The organism is Pseudomonas sp. SG20052 (genome assembly GCF_031766055.1).
Lineage (GTDB): Bacteria > Pseudomonadota > Gammaproteobacteria > Pseudomonadales > Pseudomonadaceae > Aquipseudomonas > Aquipseudomonas mandelii.
In genome coordinates this window covers 229,552-250,060 of the sequence record NZ_CP134498.1, presented here as the reverse complement: position 1 = coordinate 250,060, position 20,509 = coordinate 229,552, and the positions used below count along the sequence as shown (strand labels likewise).

General features: G+C 59.5%; 19 protein-coding genes. 4 read left to right on the top strand and 15 right to left on the bottom strand.

All coding sequences use genetic code 11. The annotated features are described in order from the left end of the window. Positions 1-314: 314 nt before the first annotated feature. From RHP74_RS01095 to RHP74_RS01080, 4 genes are all read right to left on the bottom strand, one after another. Positions 315-1,097: a MetQ/NlpA family ABC transporter substrate-binding protein gene (locus RHP74_RS01095; protein ID WP_010464830.1), complete on the bottom strand. Its 783-nt coding sequence runs from the start codon at positions 1,095-1,097 to the stop codon at positions 315-317. A 174-nt stretch (positions 1,098-1,271) separates the two neighbouring features. After that, the gene (locus RHP74_RS01090; RefSeq protein WP_083375298.1) at positions 1,272-2,204 is read right to left on the bottom strand and encodes a sigma 54-interacting transcriptional regulator; all 933 of its coding nucleotides are present in this window, start codon (positions 2,202-2,204) and stop codon (positions 1,272-1,274) included. A gap of 59 nt (positions 2,205-2,263) precedes the next feature. Beyond that, entirely contained in the window at positions 2,264-2,845 is a 582-nt protein-coding gene (locus tag RHP74_RS01085; protein WP_010464834.1) for an alpha/beta hydrolase, read from the bottom strand. A gap of 384 nt (positions 2,846-3,229) precedes the next feature. Then, positions 3,230-4,303, bottom strand: coding sequence for a fatty acid desaturase (locus tag RHP74_RS01080; RefSeq protein WP_102595596.1), 1,074 nt, complete (start codon positions 4,301-4,303; stop codon positions 3,230-3,232). Positions 4,304-4,403: 100 nt separating this feature from the next. On the opposite strand from RHP74_RS01080, the gene RHP74_RS01075 reads away from it, so the two are divergent. Then, positions 4,404-5,408 (top strand): AraC family transcriptional regulator, encoded by a 1,005-nt coding sequence (locus RHP74_RS01075; protein ID WP_010464838.1) that lies wholly within the window; start codon positions 4,404-4,406, stop codon positions 5,406-5,408. A 156-nt stretch (positions 5,409-5,564) separates the two neighbouring features. On the opposite strand, the gene RHP74_RS01070 is transcribed toward RHP74_RS01075, so the two are convergent. Both RHP74_RS01070 and RHP74_RS01065 read right to left on the bottom strand, forming a co-directional pair. Continuing rightward, positions 5,565-5,930, bottom strand: coding sequence for a response regulator (locus RHP74_RS01070; protein WP_311097259.1), 366 nt, complete (start codon positions 5,928-5,930; stop codon positions 5,565-5,567). A gap of 70 nt (positions 5,931-6,000) precedes the next feature. Continuing rightward, a complete protein-coding gene (locus RHP74_RS01065) occupies positions 6,001-6,687 on the bottom strand; it encodes a Crp/Fnr family transcriptional regulator (protein ID WP_077747479.1) in 687 nt (228 codons plus the stop codon). A gap of 84 nt (positions 6,688-6,771) precedes the next feature. Between RHP74_RS01065 and RHP74_RS01060 the strand changes: the two genes are divergently transcribed. After that, a complete protein-coding gene (locus RHP74_RS01060) occupies positions 6,772-7,290 on the top strand; it encodes a DUF962 domain-containing protein (RefSeq protein WP_010464844.1) in 519 nt (172 codons plus the stop codon). A 92-nt stretch (positions 7,291-7,382) separates the two neighbouring features. On the opposite strand, the gene RHP74_RS01055 is transcribed toward RHP74_RS01060, so the two are convergent. From RHP74_RS01055 to dibA, 6 genes are all read right to left on the bottom strand, one after another. Beyond that, positions 7,383-8,372 carry a sulfate/molybdate ABC transporter ATP-binding protein gene (locus RHP74_RS01055; protein ID WP_010464846.1) on the bottom strand — a complete coding sequence of 330 codons (990 nt, stop codon included), beginning with the start codon at positions 8,370-8,372 and terminating at the stop codon, positions 7,383-7,385. Between the two features lie 3 nt (positions 8,373-8,375). After that, positions 8,376-9,245, bottom strand: coding sequence for a sulfate ABC transporter permease subunit CysW (gene cysW, locus RHP74_RS01050; RefSeq protein WP_010464848.1), 870 nt, complete (start codon positions 9,243-9,245; stop codon positions 8,376-8,378). Positions 9,246-9,257: 12 nt separating this feature from the next. Further along, a complete protein-coding gene (cysT, locus tag RHP74_RS01045; RefSeq protein ID WP_007899634.1) occupies positions 9,258-10,076 on the bottom strand; it encodes a sulfate ABC transporter permease subunit CysT in 819 nt (272 codons plus the stop codon). Between the two features lie 69 nt (positions 10,077-10,145). Next, positions 10,146-11,159 carry a sulfate ABC transporter substrate-binding protein gene (locus tag RHP74_RS01040; protein WP_311097251.1) on the bottom strand — a complete coding sequence of 338 codons (1,014 nt, stop codon included), beginning with the start codon at positions 11,157-11,159 and terminating at the stop codon, positions 10,146-10,148. A 75-nt stretch (positions 11,160-11,234) separates the two neighbouring features. Beyond that, positions 11,235-11,417: a sulfur starvation response protein OscA gene (gene oscA, locus RHP74_RS01035; protein ID WP_010464855.1), complete on the bottom strand. Its 183-nt coding sequence runs from the start codon at positions 11,415-11,417 to the stop codon at positions 11,235-11,237. A gap of 204 nt (positions 11,418-11,621) precedes the next feature. Then, entirely contained in the window at positions 11,622-13,541 is a 1,920-nt protein-coding gene (gene dibA / locus RHP74_RS01030; RefSeq protein ID WP_311097249.1) for a phosphodiesterase DibA, read from the bottom strand. Between the two features lie 146 nt (positions 13,542-13,687). Here dibA and desA point away from each other — a divergent pair, with 146 nt between their 5' ends. Both desA and RHP74_RS01020 read left to right on the top strand, forming a co-directional pair. Beyond that, the gene (gene desA / locus RHP74_RS01025) at positions 13,688-14,872 is read left to right on the top strand and encodes a delta-9 fatty acid desaturase DesA (protein ID WP_077747476.1); all 1,185 of its coding nucleotides are present in this window, start codon (positions 13,688-13,690) and stop codon (positions 14,870-14,872) included. A gap of 255 nt (positions 14,873-15,127) precedes the next feature. After that, the gene (locus tag RHP74_RS01020; RefSeq protein ID WP_010464862.1) at positions 15,128-16,117 is read left to right on the top strand and encodes a sensor domain-containing diguanylate cyclase; all 990 of its coding nucleotides are present in this window, start codon (positions 15,128-15,130) and stop codon (positions 16,115-16,117) included. A gap of 71 nt (positions 16,118-16,188) precedes the next feature. Here the strand turns inward: RHP74_RS01020 and RHP74_RS01015 are convergent, their stop codons facing one another. From RHP74_RS01015 to gabD, 3 genes are all read right to left on the bottom strand, one after another. Next, complete coding sequence (locus tag RHP74_RS01015; protein WP_077747475.1) at positions 16,189-17,403, bottom strand: response regulator; 1,215 nt, start codon at positions 17,401-17,403, stop codon at positions 16,189-16,191. Between the two features lie 135 nt (positions 17,404-17,538). Then, positions 17,539-18,816, bottom strand: coding sequence for a 4-aminobutyrate--2-oxoglutarate transaminase (gene gabT, locus RHP74_RS01010; RefSeq protein ID WP_010464866.1), 1,278 nt, complete (start codon positions 18,814-18,816; stop codon positions 17,539-17,541). Between the two features lie 185 nt (positions 18,817-19,001). Beyond that, positions 19,002-20,444 (bottom strand): NADP-dependent succinate-semialdehyde dehydrogenase, encoded by a 1,443-nt coding sequence (gene gabD, locus RHP74_RS01005; RefSeq protein ID WP_311097245.1) that lies wholly within the window; start codon positions 20,442-20,444, stop codon positions 19,002-19,004. Positions 20,445-20,509 lie beyond the last annotated feature (65 nt).

Here is a 20,509-nt window from a genome sequence, read left to right as displayed (position 1 = left end):
CACAGCGGTTGGATCCGCAGGAAATCGTGAAGTTATTGGTGGCATTGCGCCGGGCGCTGGAGGCCAGGGTAGCCTGAATGCGCGGGCGCTTTTGTGGCGAGGGAGCTTGTCGGACCGCCGCACCGTCCCGCTCGACTGCGCAGCAGTCGCAAAATCAGTCGAAACGGTGTGCCTGAAGAAGCGCATGTGCAGGATTTAGGGTCGCAACCCAGCGGGAGCAAGCGCCCTCGCCACAGGTTTCTCGCAGGCAAAAAAAACGCCGACGCTTTACCAGCCGTCGGCGTTCGAAACCTTGAAGGGGTTTACCTCGCGAATCAGAACGCCGGCAGTACCGCGCCGCTGTACTTCTTCTCGATGAATGCTTTGACTTCCGGGCTGGTCAGGGCTTTGGCCAGTTTCTGGATGGCAACGCTGTCCTTGTTGTCCGGACGAGCCACCAGGAAGTTCACGTAAGGCGAATCGGCACCTTCAATCACCAGCGCATCTTTAGCCGGGTTCAGACCTGCTTCCAGCGCGTAGTTGGTGTTGATCATGTCCAGGTCGACCTGATCCAGCACACGCGGCAGCATGGCCGATTCCAGTTCCTTGAACTTGAAGTTGTGCGGGTTCTTGGCGATGTCTTTCGGCGTAGCCAGAGCGTTTTTCGGGTCTTTCAACTCGATCAGGCCAGCCTTCTGCAGCAGGATCAGGGCACGGCCGCTGTTGCTGCCTTCGTTCGGGATGGCGATGGTCGCGCCGTCTTTCAGCTCAGCCAGGGTTTTGACTTTCTTCGAGTAGCCGCCGAATGGTTCGACGTGCACGCCGATCACGGTTACCAGATTAGTGCCTTTGCCTTCGTTGAAGCTTTTCAGGTACGGCAGGGTCTGGAAGTAGTTGGCGTCCAGACGCTTCTGATCGACCTGTACGTTCGGCTGAACGTAGTCGGTGAACACTTTGATTTCCAGGTCCACGCCTTCTTTGGCGAGGGTTGGCTTGATCAGTTCCAGAATCTCGGCGTGTGGAACCGGGGTCGCCGCCACCACCAGTTTCTCGCCAGCCTGGGCCAGGCCCGCGGTCAGGGCAGCCGCCAGTGCGGTGAACAACAGAACCTTTTTCATGCAGTGTCCTTATCGAAAATCACGGTCGTCAGCGACGACGGCTAAATAGTACGTGTGCCAGTGAAGTGCTATCGCTGGCGTGAGGCGGACAATACCGGGATTTTTTATTCCCGAACAATATCTTTTATTCACTCTCATATTCCATTTTGTTCATACAGCTCTAACCCACACGGGTTACAGCATTCGGCTAAAGCTTTCGAGCAGATCCTTCAGCGCCGAACGCTCGTCAGCCGTGCCGTTTTTGCTCACTTGAGCGATCTGCTGCTCTATCTGCACCAACGACACAGGCACTTCAGGCAGATTCAAATGCTCCGGCAAAATCTCGTCGCCGGTACTGACCAGCAGCGCAAAGTGAATGACATTCTCCAGCTCCCGGGTATTGCCCGGCCAACTGTGCCGCTCCAGCACCAACTGCGCGGCCTCACTGATCAGCGGCACCGGCAGGTCGAGGCGCTGGCTGTAGATGCCGAGGAAATATTCTGACAGCGACAAAATATCCCCGACCCTGTCACGCAATGCCGGCAGTTCGAGTTGACCTTCGCTGAGGTAGTGATAAAGCCGCTCATGGAATTTCCCGGCCGCCACCGCCTGGGCCAGATCGATACTGGTGGCCGCCACCAGGCGCACGTCCACCGGGCTCGGTTGCTGAGCGCCAACGCGGGTGACTTCGTGGTTTTCCAGGGCGGCGAGCAATTTGATCTGGATCGGCAGCGGCAAGTCGCCGATCTCATCCAGATAGAGCGTGCCGCCATTGGCCGAACCGAACCACCCCGCGCGGCTGCTGGCCGATCCGCTGTAACTGCCGGCGGCATAGCCGAACAGTTCGGCGTCAGCATAGGTCGGGCTGATGGCGCCGCAGTTGACCGAGACGAATAACCCGCCGCGATCACTGGCACGATGGATGTGCCGCGCAAGCAATTCCTTGCCGCTGCCGGTTTCACCACGGATCAACACCGAGATCGAGCGCGGCGCCAGTTGTTCCAGCTCCAGGCGCAACTGCCGGGAACGTGGATCGACAAACACCAGCGCCTTGGCGCGAATACTCAGGGGACTTTTTTCTGCGTCGGGAAAGGTCAGCAGTGGCTGACCGAAGGCTTCGAAACTCATGGCAGACTCCCGCCCTGAACCGCCGGGAGACGGGTTGGCGTTCTAAAAAAGAAAAAGGTTCAAGCACGTCGCAGGGCGTGGTGTTCCATTCGATTTTGCAGGCGATAGAGATAGGCAAATCCCTGCTCCCAGCGCTGGTGACCGGACTTCACGTTGATGTGTCCGGCACCCGGCAGAATCCCCGCCTCGGCGCCCCAGTTGCGAGCCAGCTCCAGGGCTCGCGGCGCACTCACGGCGCTGTCGTTGTCGGAGCTGACGACCTGGCTCGGGAAGGGCAAAAGGGTTGTGGGAATCGGTGCGAAGTTGCGCAAGGCCGGAGCACATGCCGGACGTTCAACGTCCGCCGGCGCGACCAGCAAGGCACCGCGAACCTGTCGCAAAAAATGCAGCGATGCCGTGGCCGCCCAATGGGCGACCGTAATGCAACCCAGACTGTGCGCAATCAAGATCACCGGCGTGCTGTCGGCAGCAATCGCTTCTGCCAGCGCGGCAACCCAGTCTTCACGACGCGGCGTCAGCCAGTCGGCCTGCTCCACCCGAGCGCTATTGGGCAGGCTGTTCTGCCAGTGACTTTGCCAATGATCTTCCGGCGATCCTTGCCAGCCCGGCACAATCAGGTAGCGAATTGATTCGTTGCGCATGGGGGAGCTCTCCTGCTGCGTGTCTGTTCCCGGTCGAGTATAGGGAGGAGAGCTATATCCGTTAAGGAATAAGAAGCTATTTATTAAGACCTATTAGGAATATGCGGTGGTTTTGAAAAGACAAAAAAAGGGACCGCACCCTGCCAAGGAGACGGCCCCGGAAACTCAAAATCTGCTAGCGCTAATCAACATCACTGGATGCGATGATTAACTTAAATACTTATCCAATAAAGGAATATTTAATTACCTTATTAGATCCTAAACGCATAAGTGGATCGCGATACAGCAACTACCAAGTCATCCTGTTTGGGTCATAACGTACCGCCCCTTTGGGTCAGATTGATGACGGGCGCCTTTGCCGTGTTGAGTTTCCGAGAACATCGATCAAGCCTGAGCGGCACGCACCTCCTGCGCCTCTGCTGTTTCCTCGCGTACAAACCGGTTCGCCCGCCCAAACGTCCCGAAATCATTGAACCGCACGCCCATCTCGCGCATCACCTTGTGCGCCACCGGCACGGTCATCTGGCGGATGTAAAACGGTTCCTTCACCACGAAGTGATGAATCCCGTGGCTGCTGCCGAAGTTGAAGCAGAACGCTTGCATCGGCCACATCCACCAAGGGTTCAGCACCTGGGTTTGCTGAATCACATTCCCCGGCTCCACGTCCCCGTAGTAATGCATGTTGGAGCTGACAAAATGCAGGCAAAACGTGCGCAACACGTTCGGGCCGATGATCACCACCGCCGCGATGTCGATGACCGTCATCACCGACAGCGTGGTCGCCGACCATTCGATGGGTGACCCCATCAGGTAGGCAATGCCATTCGCCCCATGGAAACCGAGGAACATGTACCAGGCGCCCCAATGCACCAGCGCCAGCGGCGCGTAGACCTTCAACGAGCGTTTGATGATGCTGAATTTATGCGCCCAGGTCCTGGCGCGCAGCATGCGAATGAACGCCGACATCACGTTGTCGCCGACCATCAACAACCGCGCAAATCCCCAAGGCTCGCCGTTGGTGATCGCGCGCTCTTCCATGTCGGCTTCCGTACCGGACACCTTGTGGTGATTGAGGTGCAGATGCCGGCGAATCCATGGATTGATCGTGCTCGGGCGCGCCAGCCACACCAGGCCCATCATCAGGTTGTGCGGCACCCGTTGTTTGCGGAAGTACATGCTATGAATCAGGTCGTGTTCCAGCTCGTGAGTCAACGAGGCGAAAAACGCGTTGAGCAACAGGCACGCCCACCAGGCCAGGTGCCCGGTCAGGTAGAGCGCCGCTGAACCGATCATTCCGGCCAGCGCGAAGGCCAGAATGCCCGCGCCCAAGGCGTCCTGATGGTTGAGAATCGGGTAGCGTTTGCGCAGTTCGACCCCTCTGGCCAGCACCACTTCGCGAATATGCGCTGATCGTTGGGCTGCATTCAGTCGCTGGGGACTTGCAGAAGTACCGTCCATGCTTCCATCCTCTGGTTATTGATGTTCGCATCCTGCCTTGTGAACCCTCACACCGTGGTAGCCGTGAACGCCAACCTGTTGACCGGAAGCGCCAATCAGCATGACTGAACCGACCTCCCTCGCCAGCTGGACCCGCGCCCTGCGCAAGCAACTCGATGCGCTGGGCCTCGACAGCACCGCTCTGTGCCAGCAGGCGGGGCTCGACCCGCAATTGATGGACGACCCGAACGCCCGTTACCCGTTGTCGGGCACCACGCGCCTGTGGGAAATCGCGGTGCAGGTCAGCGGCGACCCGGCGATTGGCTTGCGGGTGTCGCGTTTTGTCAGCCCGACCACGTTCCATGCGCTCGGTTATGCGCTGGTGGCCAGTGGCAGCCTGCGCGAAGTGTTCGAGCGCATCGTGCGTTATCACCAGGTGGTCAGCGATGCGCTGGAACTGGAACTGACCCGCGCTGAAGATCGCTACCGCTTCCGTCTGAAAATTCCGCAAGGCAATCCCGCACCGGCGCTGGAGGCCATCGACGCGTTTGCCGCGATTTACGTGCGCACCTGCCGCAATCGCCTGGGCCGCGAATATGCCCCGCTGGCGGTGTATCTGCGCCGCCCGGAACCGGCCGACCCGCATCAATGGCACAAAGTCTTTCGTTCGCCGGTGCACTTCGCTGCCGACGAGGACCGACTGGAATTTGCCCTCGTGGACTTCGACAGTCACTTGGACGATGCCAACCCGGAACTGGCTGAACACAACGAAGCAGTGCTCAAGCGCACCCTGGCGCAACTCAAACCGCTGACCTGGGAGCGCAAAGTCCGCGATGCCATTGAAGAACAATTGCCCGAAGGCGAACCGAGCGCCGAACACATCGCCAAGGCCCTGCACCTGAGCTTGCGCAGCCTGCAACGGCATCTGGCGGACGAAGGTTGTCGATTCGACGCGTTGCTCAATGAAAGCCGCGAAAACCTTGCGCTGCTGCACCTGCGTGACCCGCAATGCTCGTTGAGTGAAGTCAGTTATATGCTGGGGTTCGCCGATACCAGCAGCTTCAGCCGCGCGTTCAAGCGCTGGACCGGGATGACACCGGGGCAGTTTCGGGATGGGTTGCGGTGAAACATCGGAAAGATGGTTTGCCAGAACCGGCCTCTTCGCGGGCAAGCCTCGCTCCTACAGTGGTTCCATATGGACCACAATATCGCGGCAAATCGAAAAACCTGTAGGAGCAAGGCTTGCCCGCGAAGGGGCCAGGCCAGACACCGCAGTAACGCCCTAACGCCCCCGATCCCGCCGCAACAACTTGCGCACCCGCGTCACCAGTTCGCTCACAGCAAACGGCTTGAGCAGGTAATCATCTTCATGCAGCTCCAACCCACGCAGGCGATCTTCGATGCCGTCCTTGGTGGTCAGCAACAGCACCGGCGTGTCGCCGAGCTTGCGGATCTGTTGCAGCAACTGCCAGCCGTTGAGCCCCGGCAGCATCACGTCGAGGATGATGAGTTCGTATTCGCCGGACTCGATAAAGCGACGCCCGTCCATACCGTTGAGCGCCACATCGACTGAATAACTCGCCTCGTTCAGGCCGTTGGCCAGGCGTTTGGCGATCTCCTGTTCGTCTTCTACTAGCAGCACACGCATGGCACACCTCGATTGTCGTCATCACAGGCTAGGCGCGTTCGCGGGCAAAGCCCATCAAAAACGCTGAGTTTCAGAAAATCGCCAATGCCCGCAAGCCCTCGGCGTTGAGGATTTCGATCTCGCCATACTTCAAATTCAGAATGCCCTGCCCCTGCAAGTCCTTGAGGATCTGGTTGGTGGTCTGGCGCGACAGCGACAGCATTGACGCCAGTTGCTCCTGCGGCAGTTGCAGCACTCGGCGCGGCGGATCGTATTCGCCGTAGCCCTCGGCGATCATCAGCAGGCGGTGAGCCAGGCGTGCCGGGGCGGGCATCAGGCTTAGCTGTTCGAGGTTGATGAAGGTCAGGCGCAGTTTGTGGCTCATCAGCAATGCCAGCTGCCGCCAATACACCGGTTGTTCGTCGAGCAACGCCAGCAATGCCGCCTGCGGGATGTGCAACAGGGTGCACTGGCCAACGCCGAACGCATCGTGGGTGCGTGGCTGGCCGTCGAACAGGCAGATTTCGCCGAACCAATGGGGCGATTCCACCAGGCTCAACAGCGCTTCCTTGCCCTGCTCGCTGACCGCGCCGATGCGTACCGCGCCTTCGATCACCGCATACAACCCGCACGGCGGGTCACCGCGTTTGAACAACAGCTGCCCGGTCGACAACCGTCGCACCCGGGCCGCAGCCAGCAGACTATCCTGTAAGGGAACCGGTAAATGACTGAACCACTGCCCCGACTCCAGGCGCGAACGCCAAACCTGCATGCTCATGAAAACTCCTGGAGATTGTCGCCTGCCTGACAGAGCGAAAGGTGAACCCGAGGCATGATCAATCACCCTATAGGAGGAATAACAATGAAAAGCCTCGTTGACCATCTCAGTCAATACGCCGCTTACCACCGTGACCCGCGCAATATCGCCAGCCACTTTATCGGGATTCCGCTGATTGTGGTGGCGGTGGCGGTGCTGCTGTCGCGGCCGCAATGGGTTGGAGGCTGGGTGTCGCCGGCGGTGCTGCTGGCACTGGCCTCGGCGTGGTTTTACCTGCGCCTGGAGGTACGCCTCGGGGTGTTGATGACGGTGCTGCTGGGGCTGTGCGTCTGGGCGGGTCAGGTTCTCGCGCAGCAAAGTACGCTGGTGTGGCTCTCGAGCGGGATCGGGATGTTTGTGGTGGGCTGGGCGATTCAGTTTGTCGGTCATCACTATGAAGGACGCAAACCGGCGTTTGTCGATGATGTGACGGGGTTGATTGTCGGGCCACTGTTTGTGGTGGTTGAACTTGCGTTTTTGCTAGGGATGCGGCGGGATTTGAAAGAGCAGATCGAGGCGCGGGTGGGTGGGGTGCGGGTCAATCCGAAGCGCGCTGCTGCGTAGATTGCTTTCGCGGGCAAGCCTCGCTTCTACAGGGGATCTATGTACGCCATAGATCCCCTGTAGAAGCGAGGCTTGCCCGCGAAGCTTTTGCCTTAGATGTTGGCGAGTTTCTGCCAGACCTTGGGCTTGAAGAACAGCGTATCGCCCTTCGCCAGGTCGATCAGGCTGTCGTGATCCTTCACCACTTCAGCTTCGATCAACTCGCTCTGGCCTTCGACCTTCAACGTCACCCGAGTGGTCGCGCCCAACGGACGGATATCCCGCACTTGCGCCGCGTGATGGTCTTCCAGCTCATGCCGCGACAGCGACACTTCATGCGGGCGGAACAGCACGTGGTTGTCTTCGCCCAGATGCAGGCGGTTCGAATCGCCGAGGAAGTGATAAACGAAATCGCTGGCCGGGTTTTCGTAGACGTCGCCCGGTGAGCCGATCTGTTCGATCACGCCTTTGTTCATCACCACGATACGGTCGGCGACTTCCATGGCCTCTTCCTGGTCGTGGGTCACGAACACCGAGGTCAGGTTGATGTCTTCGTGCAGCCGTGCGAGCCAGCGACGCAGCTCCTTGCGGACCTTGGCGTCGAGCGCCCCGAACGGTTCATCGAGCAGCAGGACTTTCGGCTCCACCGCCAAGGCACGGGCCAACGCGATACGCTGACGCTGGCCGCCGGAGAGTTGCTCCGGGTAGCGATCCGACAGCCAATCCAGTTGCACCATGTTTAGCAGTTCATGAACCTTCACCGCGATCTGGCTTTCGCTCGGGCGCTGGTTTTTCGGTTTCATGCGCAGGCCGAACGCGACGTTGTCGAACACCGTCATGTGACGGAACAGCGCGTAGTGCTGGAACACGAAGCCGACATTGCGATCACGCACGTCGTGGCCGGAGACGTCTTCACCGTGGAACACAATGTTGCCCTGATCCGGGGTTTCCAGGCCGGCGATGATCCGCAGCAGCGTGGTCTTGCCGCAACCCGAAGGGCCGAGCAGGGCCACGAGTTCGCCGCTTTGGATGTCCAGGCTGATGTTGTCCAGCGCCTTGAACGCATTGAAATTCTTGCTGACGTTACGCACTTCGATCGACATGACTTATTCCTCCGCGGCGCTGGCGCGCAGGCGGTTAATACGGTTTTCGCTCCACTGCTTGAGCAGCAGGATGCAGAGCGCCAGGATCAGCAACAGGCTCGCCACAGCGAACGCGGCCACGTGGTTGTATTCGTTGTAGAGGATCTCGACGTGCAGCGGCAGGGTGTTGGTCACCCCGCGAATGTGCCCGGAAACCACCGACACCGCACCGAATTCACCCATGGCCCGCGCGGTACACAACACCACGCCGTAGATCAGGCCCCATTTAATGTTGGGAACGGTGACGTGCCAGAACATCTGCCAGCCATTGGCCCCGAGCAAGCGCGCAGCCTCTTCTTCCTGGGTGCCTTGTTCCTGCATCAGCGGGATCAGTTCACGCGCCACGAACGGCACGGTGACGAAAATCGTCGCCAGCACGATGCCCGGCAAGGCGAAGACGATCTGGATGTCGTGATCCTGCAACCACGGCCCGAACAGGCCCTGGGCGCCAAACATCAGCACGTAGACCAGACCGGCGATAACCGGCGATACCGAGAACGGCAGGTCGATCAGCGTGACCAGCATACTTTTGCCACGGAAAGAGTATTTGCTCACGCACCATGCAGCGCTGACACCGAACACCAGGTTCAGCGGCACTGATATCAGCACAGCAATCACCGTGAGTTTCAAGGCCGACAGCGCGTCGGGTTCGAAGATCGCGGTGAAGAACGCACCGATTCCGAGCTTCAGGCCCTGAGAGACCACGATCACCAGCGGCAGCAACAGGAACAGGACGAACACCAGCCAGCCAAGGCCGATCAGGATTCGCCGCGACGAAGCACTGCCACGGCGGGCGGCGTTCGAGGAAGCAGCAGCAATAGACGATTGGGACATTTCTGCGCCTCCTTATGGGGTTTCGATGCGCCGCTGCAGCAGGTTGATCAGCAGCAACAGGACGAAGGAAACCACCAGCATCAGTACACCAATGGACGTGGCGCCGGTGTAATCGTACTGGTCGAGTTTGACCATGATCAGCAGCGGCAGGATCTCGGTTTTCATCGGCATATTGCCGGCGATGAAAATCACCGAACCGTACTCGCCGACCCCGCGGGCAAAGGCCAACGCGAAACCGGTCAGCCAGGCTGGCAGCAGCGCGGGCACCAGAATATGGCGGAAAACCTGTAGCGGTTTTGCACCCAGGCACGCTGCCGCTTCTTCCACTTCACGCGGGATATCAGCCAATACTGGCTGTACGGTACGTACTACGAATGGAAGTGTCACAAAAGTGAGGGCGAGGGTGATGCCGAGGGGGGTATACGCGATCTTGAAACCCAGGTCCGCTGCAAACTGACCCACCCAACCATTGGGCGCGTATAGCGCAGTCAGCGCGATACCGGCCACGGCGGTGGGCAAAGCGAAGGGTAAGTCGATCATCGCATCGATGACTTTGCGTCCTGGGAAGGTATAGCGCACCAGCACCCAGGCCAGCAGCGTGCCGATGATGCCGTTGATGATCGCGGCATAGAGCGCGGTGCCGAAGCTCAGCTTCAACGCCGCCAGCACCCGTGGCGCCGAGATAATCGCCCAGAACTGATCCCAGGTGAGTTGAGCGGCATGCACAAACATCGCCGCCAGTGGAATGAGCACAATCAGGCTGAGGTACACCAAGGTGTAGCCCAGCGTCAGCCCGAAGCCGGGTATGACGGGGGAGATACGACGCGACATAAAAGTCCTTGGTTGAGAACGCGCAAAGCCCCGAACTTAAATCCGGGGCTCGTTGATGGCTATTTAAAACTACTGCGCCTGGTAGATCTGGTCGAACACACCGCCATCATTGAAGAATTTCGGCTGAGCGCTTTTCCAGCCGCCGAAATCCTTGTCGATGGTCACCAGGTCCAGGGTCGGGAACTGCTTGCTGTACTTGGCGGCCACATCCTTGTCACGTGGACGATAGAAGTTTTTCGCCGCAATTTCCTGGCCGGCAGGGCTGTACAGGTGCTTGAGGTACGCCTCGGCGATCTCGGCGTTGCCTTTTTTCTCGGCGTTCTTGTCGACCACAGCCACCGGTGGTTCGGCGAGGATCGACAGCGAAGGCACAACGATTTCGAACTTGTCCGCGCCGCCGTCTTCTTTCAAAGCCAGGAACGCTTCGTTTTCCCAGGCCAGCAACACGTCACCCTGACCGTTGTTGACGAAGGTAATGGTCGAACCGCGAGCGCCCGTGTCCAAGACCGGCACATGCTTGAACAGGGTCTGCACGTATTCCTTGGCCTTGGCTTCGTCACCACCGCTGGCTTTCAGGCCGTAGGCCCAGGCCGCGAGGAAGTTCCAGCGCGCACCGCCGGAGGTTTTCGGATTAGGAGTGATGACCGACACGTCGTTTTTGACCAGGTCGCCCCAGTCCTTGATGCCTTTAGGGTTGCCCTTGCGTACCAGGAACACAATGGTCGAGGTGTAAGGCGTGCTCGCCTCGGGAAGACGCTTCTGCCAGTCGGCCGGCAGGGTCTTGCCGAGCTTGGCGATCTCGTCGATGTCCCCGGCCAGGGCCAGGGTCACCACGTCGGCGCGCAGGCCATCGATCACGGCACGGCCTTGTTTGCCGGAACCACCGTGGGACTGCTGGATTTTCACGTTATCGCCAGCGTGGTCCTTCTTCCAGAAGTTGACGAACTCGGCGTTGTAATCCTGATACAGCTCGCGAGTCGGGTCATACGACACGTTGAGCAACTCGTAATCCTTGGCAACCGCAGAACCAGCAAAAAATGCACTGGCCAGGGCGGCCAAAGCGAAATGACGAATCGACGACATGGTGAAAGCTCCTGGAATTCTTGGATGTGTTGGCTTTTTTTATGGAGTGCTGGAAGCGCGGGCTGCCGGTTTTTTTCAGCTCGGTTTGTTGCTCGGGCTTTGCAGACGGAATTTTTCTTTGCGTTCGATCTGGACCACCTGGGCGTTGTGCACGGTGATCTCGACTGCGCCAAAACGCAGGTCGCGCAGTGCGCTCTGGATCTCACGCAAGATGGTGGCTTCGTCTTGACCCTCAACGCTACGTAGGGATGCGCTCATGGTGCTGCTCCTTCAACTGAGAGATTGCCTGGCAGTGGCGGCACTGCTTGCGGCGTGAGAGCAATACTAGAGACGCGTAGATATTCTTAAAAAGACTATTTAAGAATGTTTATATAACCAGAAAGCAGATCGCTTCGGCGCTATGCGCGAAGGGGGGAAGTATCCGGTGACGCTTTGCGTCACGGATTTAGGGGGGACCTGCGCTTAGCGAATTTCCGGCGCATGCGCCCAATCGAGCTGCTCGGCCGGAACCGGTCGCCCAAACCAGTAGCCCTGGCCCAGATCGCAATCGTGTTCGAGCAGGAAACGCGCCTGCTCGACCTGCTCGATCCCTTCGGCGTGCACCTGCATCCCCATGCTTTGCGCCAGCGCGATAATCACCCGCACGATCGCCACGTCGTCCTCATCCCATGGCAATCCTGCGACGAAGCCCTGATCGATCTTGAGCTTCTGCACCGGCAAACGCTTGAGCCGCAGCAGCGACGAATAGCCGGTGCCGAAATCATCGATGGCCAGCCGCACACCCAACTCGCGCAGTCGATGCATCTGCTCCAAGGCCACTTCCGGGTCTTCCATGACCGCGCTCTCGGTGACTTCCAGTTCCAGAAACGCTGGATCGAGCCCGGTTTCGTGAAGCACTTTCGCCACTTGCTGAAAGAGCTCACGGCGAGCGAACAGTCGAGACGAGACGTTTACCGCGATAAACGACAACACCACACCGGCCTGCTGCCACGAGCACATTTGCTGACAAGCCTGGCGCATCACCCACGCATCGATCTCCGCGATCAACCCGGTGCGTTCGGCGATGGGAATGAATTCTGCCGGCGGCACCAGCCCCCGTTGCGGATGCTCCCAGCGCACCAGCGCCTCGGCGCCCACCAGGCGACGGGTTCTGAGGTCGTGAACCGGCTGGTAATAAACGCGCAGCTCCTGGTGCTCCAGCGCTCGGCGCAGCTCAACAGCCGTCTCGACCCGATTCTGGGCATGGGCGGTCAGCTCTTCGGTGTACAAGGCGTAGCCGTCGCGACCGGCGCTTTTGGCCTTGAACAGCGCCGAGTCGGCGTTACGCAATAATTGTTCGGCACTCAAGGCATCGCCGGGGAACAGACTGATACCGATGCTGGTATTGATGAACAGTTGATGCCCGCCGATCAGGAACGGCTCTTTGAGAGCATCAATGATCCGTTGCGCAAGCGCCGCCGCCTGCATCAACTGCGGACAGCTTTCGGCGAGCACCGCGAACTCATCGCCACCGAGCCGCGCCAGCGTGAGCTCCGGCCCGAGCATGGCCTGCAATCGCTCGGCCACGGCCTTGAGCAGTTCGTCACCGATGGTGTGCCCAAGGCTGTCGTTGATCATTTTGAAATGATCCAGGTCGATCATCAGTAATGCACAGCCACGCTTGTGCAGTTGCGCTGACGTCAGCGCCTGCTCGGTACGGTCGGTGAACAGCAAGCGGTTAGGCAGATCCGTCAGCGGATCGTGATGAGCCAGGTGCTTGAGCTCATGTTCGGAATTCTTGATTGCGCTAATGTCGGAAAACACCGCGACGTAATGGCTGAGCTGGCCCTGATCGTCGCGAATGACGCGGATCGTCTGCCATTGCGGGTAGATTTCACCGCTTTTGCGGCGGTTCCAGATCTCCCCGCTCCACTCGCCGAGGCTCTTGAGTGTCACGAACATCGTCTGGTAAAAATCCGCGGGGTGATGGCCCGATTTGAACAGGCTCGGTCGCTGACCCAGCACTTCCGCCTGCGAGTAGCCGGTGATTTCCATGAACGCCCGGTTAACGTGGACGATCAGCCCGTTGCTATCGGTGACCAGCACACCTTCACGCGTGCAATCGAACACCGCAGCCGCCTGGCGCAAACGCTCGCGCTCTTCATGACGCTCACTCAATGTGTTGCCGATCCCCAGGCAACGGAGCAATCGCGCTCTGGCAACGAAGATCAGGCCGGTGCTCAGCAGGATCCAGGCATAACCGTTGATCAGTTGCCAACGTACCAGCTCGTCGGAGCCATCGAAGAAACTGTTCAATAAATAGCCGCTGAGCTGCAACCAGACGATGGAAATCAATAGATAGAGCAGCGCTGCTCGCGACGCGTCGCGATAGGTGGCAGACATTAGCCGTCCTTGTCCCTGCGAAAAGGATGGGATTATAGGTTAAAGAAACATCCAGCCACTCTTATCTGAAAGGGTGACTGGTTTTATCTGTGGGCTTAGTGATAATGCAACGGCTGTTTTTTTCTTTATCGAGGGCCCTATAGCCTATGTGGTACGAAGGTTTTCTCGGCTTGTCGCCCTGGTCACTGGTGGCAGTCACCCTGCTGATGACCCACGTGACGATCATCGGCGTCACGGTCTATCTGCACCGTTATTCAGCCCATCGCTCGCTTGAGCTCAATGCTGGCCTGAAACATTTCTTCCGCTTCTGGCTGTGGCTGACCACGGCGCAGAACACCCGCGAGTGGACCGCTATCCACCGCAAGCATCACGCCAAATGCGAAACCGTCGATGACCCGCACAGCCCGGTCATCAAGGGCCTGTCCACCGTTCTGCGCAAAGGTGCCGAGCTGTACCGCGCCGAAGCGGAGAACCCGGAGACCCTGCGCATCTACGGCAAGAACTGCCCTGAAGACTGGATCGAGCGCAACCTCTACAGCCGTTTCCCGCTGCTGGGTGTGGCGATCATGGGCGTCATCGACCTGCTGCTGTTTGGCACCATCGGCATCACCATCTGGGCGATCCAGATGATGTGGATCCCGGTGTGGGCCGCCGGCGTGGTCAATGGCCTGGGCCATGCCATCGGCTACCGCAACTTCGAATGCCGCGACGCGGCGACCAACCTGGTGCCTTGGGGCATCCTGATCGGCGGCGAAGAACTGCACAACAACCATCACACCTACCCTAACTCGGCAAAACTGTCGGTGAAGAAGTGGGAGTTCGACCTCGGTTGGGCCTGGATCCAGGTCTTCAGTTTCTTCCGCCTGGCCAAGGTCCAGCGGGTTGCACCGATCGCCCACCGCGTCGAAGGCAAAGGCAGCCTGGACATGGACACCGCCATGGCGATCCTCAACAACCGCTTCCAGATCATGGCCCAATACCGCAAATTGGTCATCGCGCCGCTGGTCAAGCAAGAGCTGGAAAAGGTCGATCACTCGGTCCGTCACCAGTTCCACCGGGCCAAGCGTCTGCTTTCGCGGGAAACCAGTCTGCTGGACGATAAGCACCACCTGCGCATCCAGACCATGCTCGAGCACAGCCAGGCGCTGAAGGTAATTTACGAGAAACGCCTGGCCTTGCAGCAGATCTGGGTCAAGACCAGCTCAAATGGTCACGACATGCTGGCTGCCATCAAGGATTGGGTACACGAAGCGGAAGCCAGCGGGATTCAATCCCTGCGCGACTTCGCCGACCAGCTGAAAACCTACTCCCTGCGCCCTGCCGCTGTCTGACCCTGCCGAAGCTCTTCCCTGTGGCGAGGGGGCTTGCCCCCGTGCGGCGACGACGTCGCCGCAAAATCTGACGACGCGTTTTAACTGAAAAAACGCGCCTCAGATACCGCCCGGCGGGAGCAAGCCTCCTCGCCACGTAGTGCGGGAACCAATCTCCAAATCCCCTATCTCAAAGACACTTCGCCATACCCCGGCGGGCTTCGTTGTTGCTGCTTTCGAACCTCAAGCGGCGCACGCCCTTTGAGAGTTGTCCCAATGGTCCCAAAAAACCTGCAAGACGCATCCTTCGCTCAATCGCCCGACACTGCTCAAACCCTGATGGCGCTAATGCACGCCCAGAGCGAAGTCGCGCGCCTGAGCGAACGCGAACAGCTGTTCAGCTCCCTGCTGGTGAGCGTCAACGCTGTGCTTTGGGCCTTCAACTGGGAAACCCGTCAGGTGCTCTACGTCAGTCCGGCGTATGAACGGATTTTTGGCCGATCGGCTGGCAGCTTGCTGTCCGACTACAACGAATGGCGCGACAGCATTTACCCCGATGACCTCGACTACGCCGAGCGCAGCCTCGCCGAAGTGCTGGTCAAAGGCGCCGTTGAAGACCGCGAATACCGCATCATCGCCGCCGACGGCCAGGTGCGCTGGCTCAGCGACAAATGCTTCATCAACCGCCAGGCCGAGCCGGGCCAACCGGTGATCATCGTCGGCATTGCCGAAGACATCACCGAAAAGAAACGGATGGAAGCCGAGTTGCAGCGCCTGGCGACCACCGATGTGCTGACGCAAAGCAGCAATCGCCGACACTTCTTCGAATGCGCCCAACGCGAGTTTGCTCAGGCGCGCAAGCAAGGCGCACCGATGGCGTTCCTGTTGCTGGACATAGATGACTTCAAAGGGGTCAACGACACTTACGGTCATCAAGCGGGCGACAACGTACTGCAACGAATCGCCGAGAGCGGTCGAGCTGCATTACGCCGGGGAGATGTATTCGGGCGGATCGGAGGCGAGGAATTCGCAGCGGTGTTTCCCGGCTGTGCACCCGACATGGCCATGCAAGTCGCCGAGCGCCTGCAATGGCAGATTCAGCAACTGAGCTTCAGCCATGATGACCAGACGTTCGGCATCACCGTCAGCCAGGGCTTGACCAGCCTGACGCCGGAGGACGACTCCCTCGACAGCGTGTTCGCCCGCGCGGATGCCGCCATGTATGAAGCCAAGCGCCAGGGTAAAAACCGCATTATTTCCGGGTGACGCCCATCCAAAATCCAACACAACTCCTGTGCGAGCGAGCAGGCTCGCTCCCACAGGTTTTTGTGTGAAGTTTACTTTTTGCGCAGCCGCATCAACTCCGGCAAGCCGATCTTGAGCAACCGCGCAGTCCGGCTCTTCGCCAAGGCCTCAATGCCCTCGTGCTCGGTCAGGCGCGCCAGTTGCGCGGCCATGTTCATCACCAACGCTTCGCGAGAATAAACGCCGCCACCGAGCTGATAGGCCGCTGCAATCAACTCCCGCAACTCCAGCGGCAGCCGCCAGCGAGTCCGCAGCGACGAACCGTAGGCTGCGCCGAACTCCGCCAAGGCATTGCCCACCTCCTCCCGTTCATCCAGCTCGCCACCGGCCTGCTTCCATTCCTGCAAACACCTCAGCAACGCAAGGTCGCCGAGGCAATGCAGAATGCCTGCGCAATAACAGCGCTCTTGATCCAGATCCAGCAACCGCGCCAGCGTGCGGGCGTATTCGGCAGTGTGCAGGGACAAGTCCCAGAAGCGCTCGGCATAGTCCGCCAGGAACGGATCGCTGAGCCGGGCACTGTGCTTGAGTGCCAACCCGAGGATCAGGTTCATGCTTTGCGCGGAGCCCAAGCGGTGCAGCGCCTGAGACAAGGTCTGGACCGCATCGCCAACGTGCAGCGCCGCGCTGTTAGCCGCCGCGATGAGCACGGCGGTGATGTGCGGGTCGGTGCGGATTTCCTCTTCCAGCCGCACCAGGTCAAGACCGCGGGTGTTCAGGCTGGCGTTGACCGCCATCTGCACATCGGCCATCAATGGCGCACCCTCCGCCAGTTCGCGACGGCGCTGCAGATACACCGACAAGGTCATGCCGGCCGCCAGTGTCGGCATTTCACAGAAAACCTCTTCACCGGCGTTCAGCAGCAGATCCTGCAGACGCTGGGTCAGGCTTTCCATGTTCAGGGGTTTGGTCAGGTACGCCGTGGGCGCCAGGGGCAAGGCTTCGCGCACACTGGCGCTGTCGTTGCGGCTGCTCATCAGGATGAAAGGCAGTGGCGGATTGCGTTTACGCTGGCGGACGTTGCGCAAGACATTCAGACCGTCGACGCCGGGCAGCTCCCCGTCGACGATCACCAGGTCATACGGATTTTCCGCCAACAGCCGCAACGCTTCCTGACCATCGGCACACAGATCCAGCCGTGCGTCGCAGCGCACGCTCAACAGCACTTGTTTGATCAGGTCACGAGACCAAGGGTCAGCCTCGGCAACCAACACACGCGGTACAGCAGGTAAAACCACAGCGGTCATCTGCACGCTCCCTTTGCGATGCTTGTACCTTAGTCAATGCTGATCATGGACGGTGCCGTTTGTCCCGGGGACAAAAAAACCCGCCGAAGCGGGTTTTTTGTCGATCAGCTCACACATTCATATGAACATTTTAGATCAGAGTTCCGAGAAGCACTCTTCGATAATTGCCAGACCTTTGTCCAATTGCTCATCCGGCGCGGTCAGCGGAACCAGGACGCGCAGAACGTTGCCGTAAGTGCCGCAGGACAGCAGGATCAGCCCTTTGTCGCGAGCCTTGGCCACCACCGATGCCACCGCGGCAGCGTTCGGCTTGTGGCTGTCACCGTCGACAAACAGCTCGACCGCGATCATCGCGCCCAGGGCACGGACTTCGCCGATCACCGGGTATTTGGCCTGGATGGCTTTCAGGCCAGTGACCAGACGCTCGCCGACTGCCTTGCAGCGATCCAGCAGGTGCTCTTCTTCGAACACTTCCATCACGGCCAGGGCCGCAGCGCAAGCAATCGGGCTACCGGCGTAAGTACCGCCCAGGCCGCCTGGAGCAATGGCGTCCATGTATTCGGCCTTGCCGCACACACCGGCCAACGGGAAGCCGCCAGCGATGGATTTGGCGAAAGTGGTCAGGTCGGCGCAAACGCCCATCTGTTCCATGGCGAAGAACGTGCCGGTACGGCCAGCGCCGGTTTGCACTTCATCAGCGATCAGCAGGATGCCGTGCTGGTCGCACAGGGCACGCAGACGCTTCATGAACTCTTTAGGCGCGACGTAGAAACCGCCTTCGCCCTGAACCGGCTCGATGATGATGGCAGCGATGTCACGCGGCTCGGCGTCGTTCTTGAAGATGCGTTCGATGCTGGCGATCGAGTCGTCGACGCTCACACCGTGCAGTTCGTTCGGGTACAGCGCGCGGAAGATGCCGCCTGGCATCAGGCCCATGCCGGCCGAGTAAGGCACGACTTTACCGGTCAGGCCCAGGGTCATCATGGTGCGACCGTGGTAAGCGCCGGTGAACGCGATCACGCCGGCACGGCCAGTGGCGGCACGGGCGATCTTCACAGCGTTTTCAACGGCTTCGGAACCGGTGGTGACCAGCAGGGTTTTCTTGGCGAAATCACCTGGCACCTTGGCGTTGATTTTTTCGCACAGCTCTACGTACGGTTCGTAGGCCAGCACCTGGAAGCAGGTGTGGGTCAGCTTGTTCAGCTGCTCGGTCACCGCGGCGATGATTTTCGGGTGCACGTGACCGGTGTTCAGCACGGCGATACCGCCGGCGAAGTCGATGAACTCGCGACCTTCAACGTCAGTCACGGTGGCGTTCTTCGCATGGTCGGCGAAGATCGGGTGAATCTGGCCAACACCGCGCGGTACAGCGGCTTCGCGGCGTTTCATCAGGGATGCGTTAGTCTTGCTCATAAAGTCCTCATTCACCGCTCATCGGGCGGCGTGGTTCAAGGAAAATGCGGCGGGGAGGCAACTACGGCAGCATGCGATGATCGACTGCCACAGCTTTCCCGGCCACAGAGAAAATTCCGTTTGAAGCGCAGAAAGGGACAGCGCTCTCGTGCCCTTTCCGCTTGTTGCATTCCCGTCTGCCGAGCTTAGACGCCCAGGCAGAGGTATTTGATTTCCAGGTAATCTTCGATGCCGTACTTGGAGCCTTCACGGCCCAGGCCCGACGCCTTGATGCCGCCGAACGGCGCGACTTCGTTGGAGATCAACCCGGTGTTGACGCCGACCATGCCGTATTCCAGGGCTTCGGCCACACGGAACACACGACCCAGGTCGCGAGCATAGAAATACGAGGCCAGGCCGAACTCAGTGTCGTTGGACATCGCGATCACTTCGGCTTCGTCTTTAAAGCGGAACAGTGGCGCCAATGGACCGAAGGTTTCTTCCTTGGCCACGGCAGCGTTTTTCGGCACGTTGGTCAGGATAGTCGGCTCGAAGAAGTTGCCTTCCATGACCTTGCCACCCGCCAGAACGGTTGCGCCTTTGCTGATTGCGTCAGCAATGTGCTCTTGAACCTTGGCCACGGCTTTTTCGTCGATCAGCGGGCCAGTGGTGGTGCCTTCTTCCAGACCGTTGCCGATCTTGAGTTTGGCTACGGCCACTTTCAGCTTCTCGGCAAACGCGTCATAGACCGAATCCTGAATGTACAGACGGTTGGCGCAGACGCAGGTCTGGCCGTTGTTGCGGTACTTGGAAATGATTGCGCCTTCGACGGCCTTATCCAGGTCCGCGTCGTCGAACACGATGAACGGCGCGTTGCCGCCCAGTTCCAGGGACACTTTCTTGATGTCCTTGGCGCATTCAGCCATCAACTGACGACCGATTTCGGTCGAGCCAGTGAAGGACAATTTACGCACGATCGGGTTGCTGGTCAGCTCGCTGCCGATGTCGCCAGCACTGCCGGTGACCACGCTAAACACACCGGCAGGGATGCCGGCACGCTGGGCCAGTTCAGCCAACGCGAATGCGGAGAAAGGGGTTTGCGAAGCAGGCTTGAGCACCATGGTGCAACCGGCGGCCAGGGCCGGGCCGGCTTTACGGGTGATCATCGCGGCCGGGAAGTTCCACGGGGTGATGGCTGCGGTCACGCCGATCGGCTGCTTGATCACGATCAGGCGCTTGTCTGGCTGGTGGCCCGGAATCACGTCACCGTAGATGCGCTTGGCTTCTTCGGCGAACCACTCGATAAAGGAAGCGGCGTAAACGATTTCGCCCTTGGCTTCAGCCAATGGCTTGCCCTGCTCCAGGGTCATCAGTCGAGCCAGGTCGTCCTGGTTTTCGATGATCAGTTCGAACCAGCGACGCAGCTTGTTCGCGCGGTCCTTGGCGGTCAGTGCACGCCAGGCCGGCAGCGCCTTGTCAGCGGCTTCGATGGCACGGCGGGTTTCGGCAGCGCCCATTTTCGGCACAGTGCCCAGAATTTCGCCCGTTGCCGGGTTGTTGACCTTGATCGTCAGACCATTGTCCGCATCAACCCAAGCGCCATCGATAAAGGCTTGCTGGCGGAACAAATGGGTGTCTTTAAGCTGCATGTCGGCTTTCCTTAACAGCACCGCGACCAGCGCGGAGCGAATTATGATTGTAGAAAGGCGCCTTG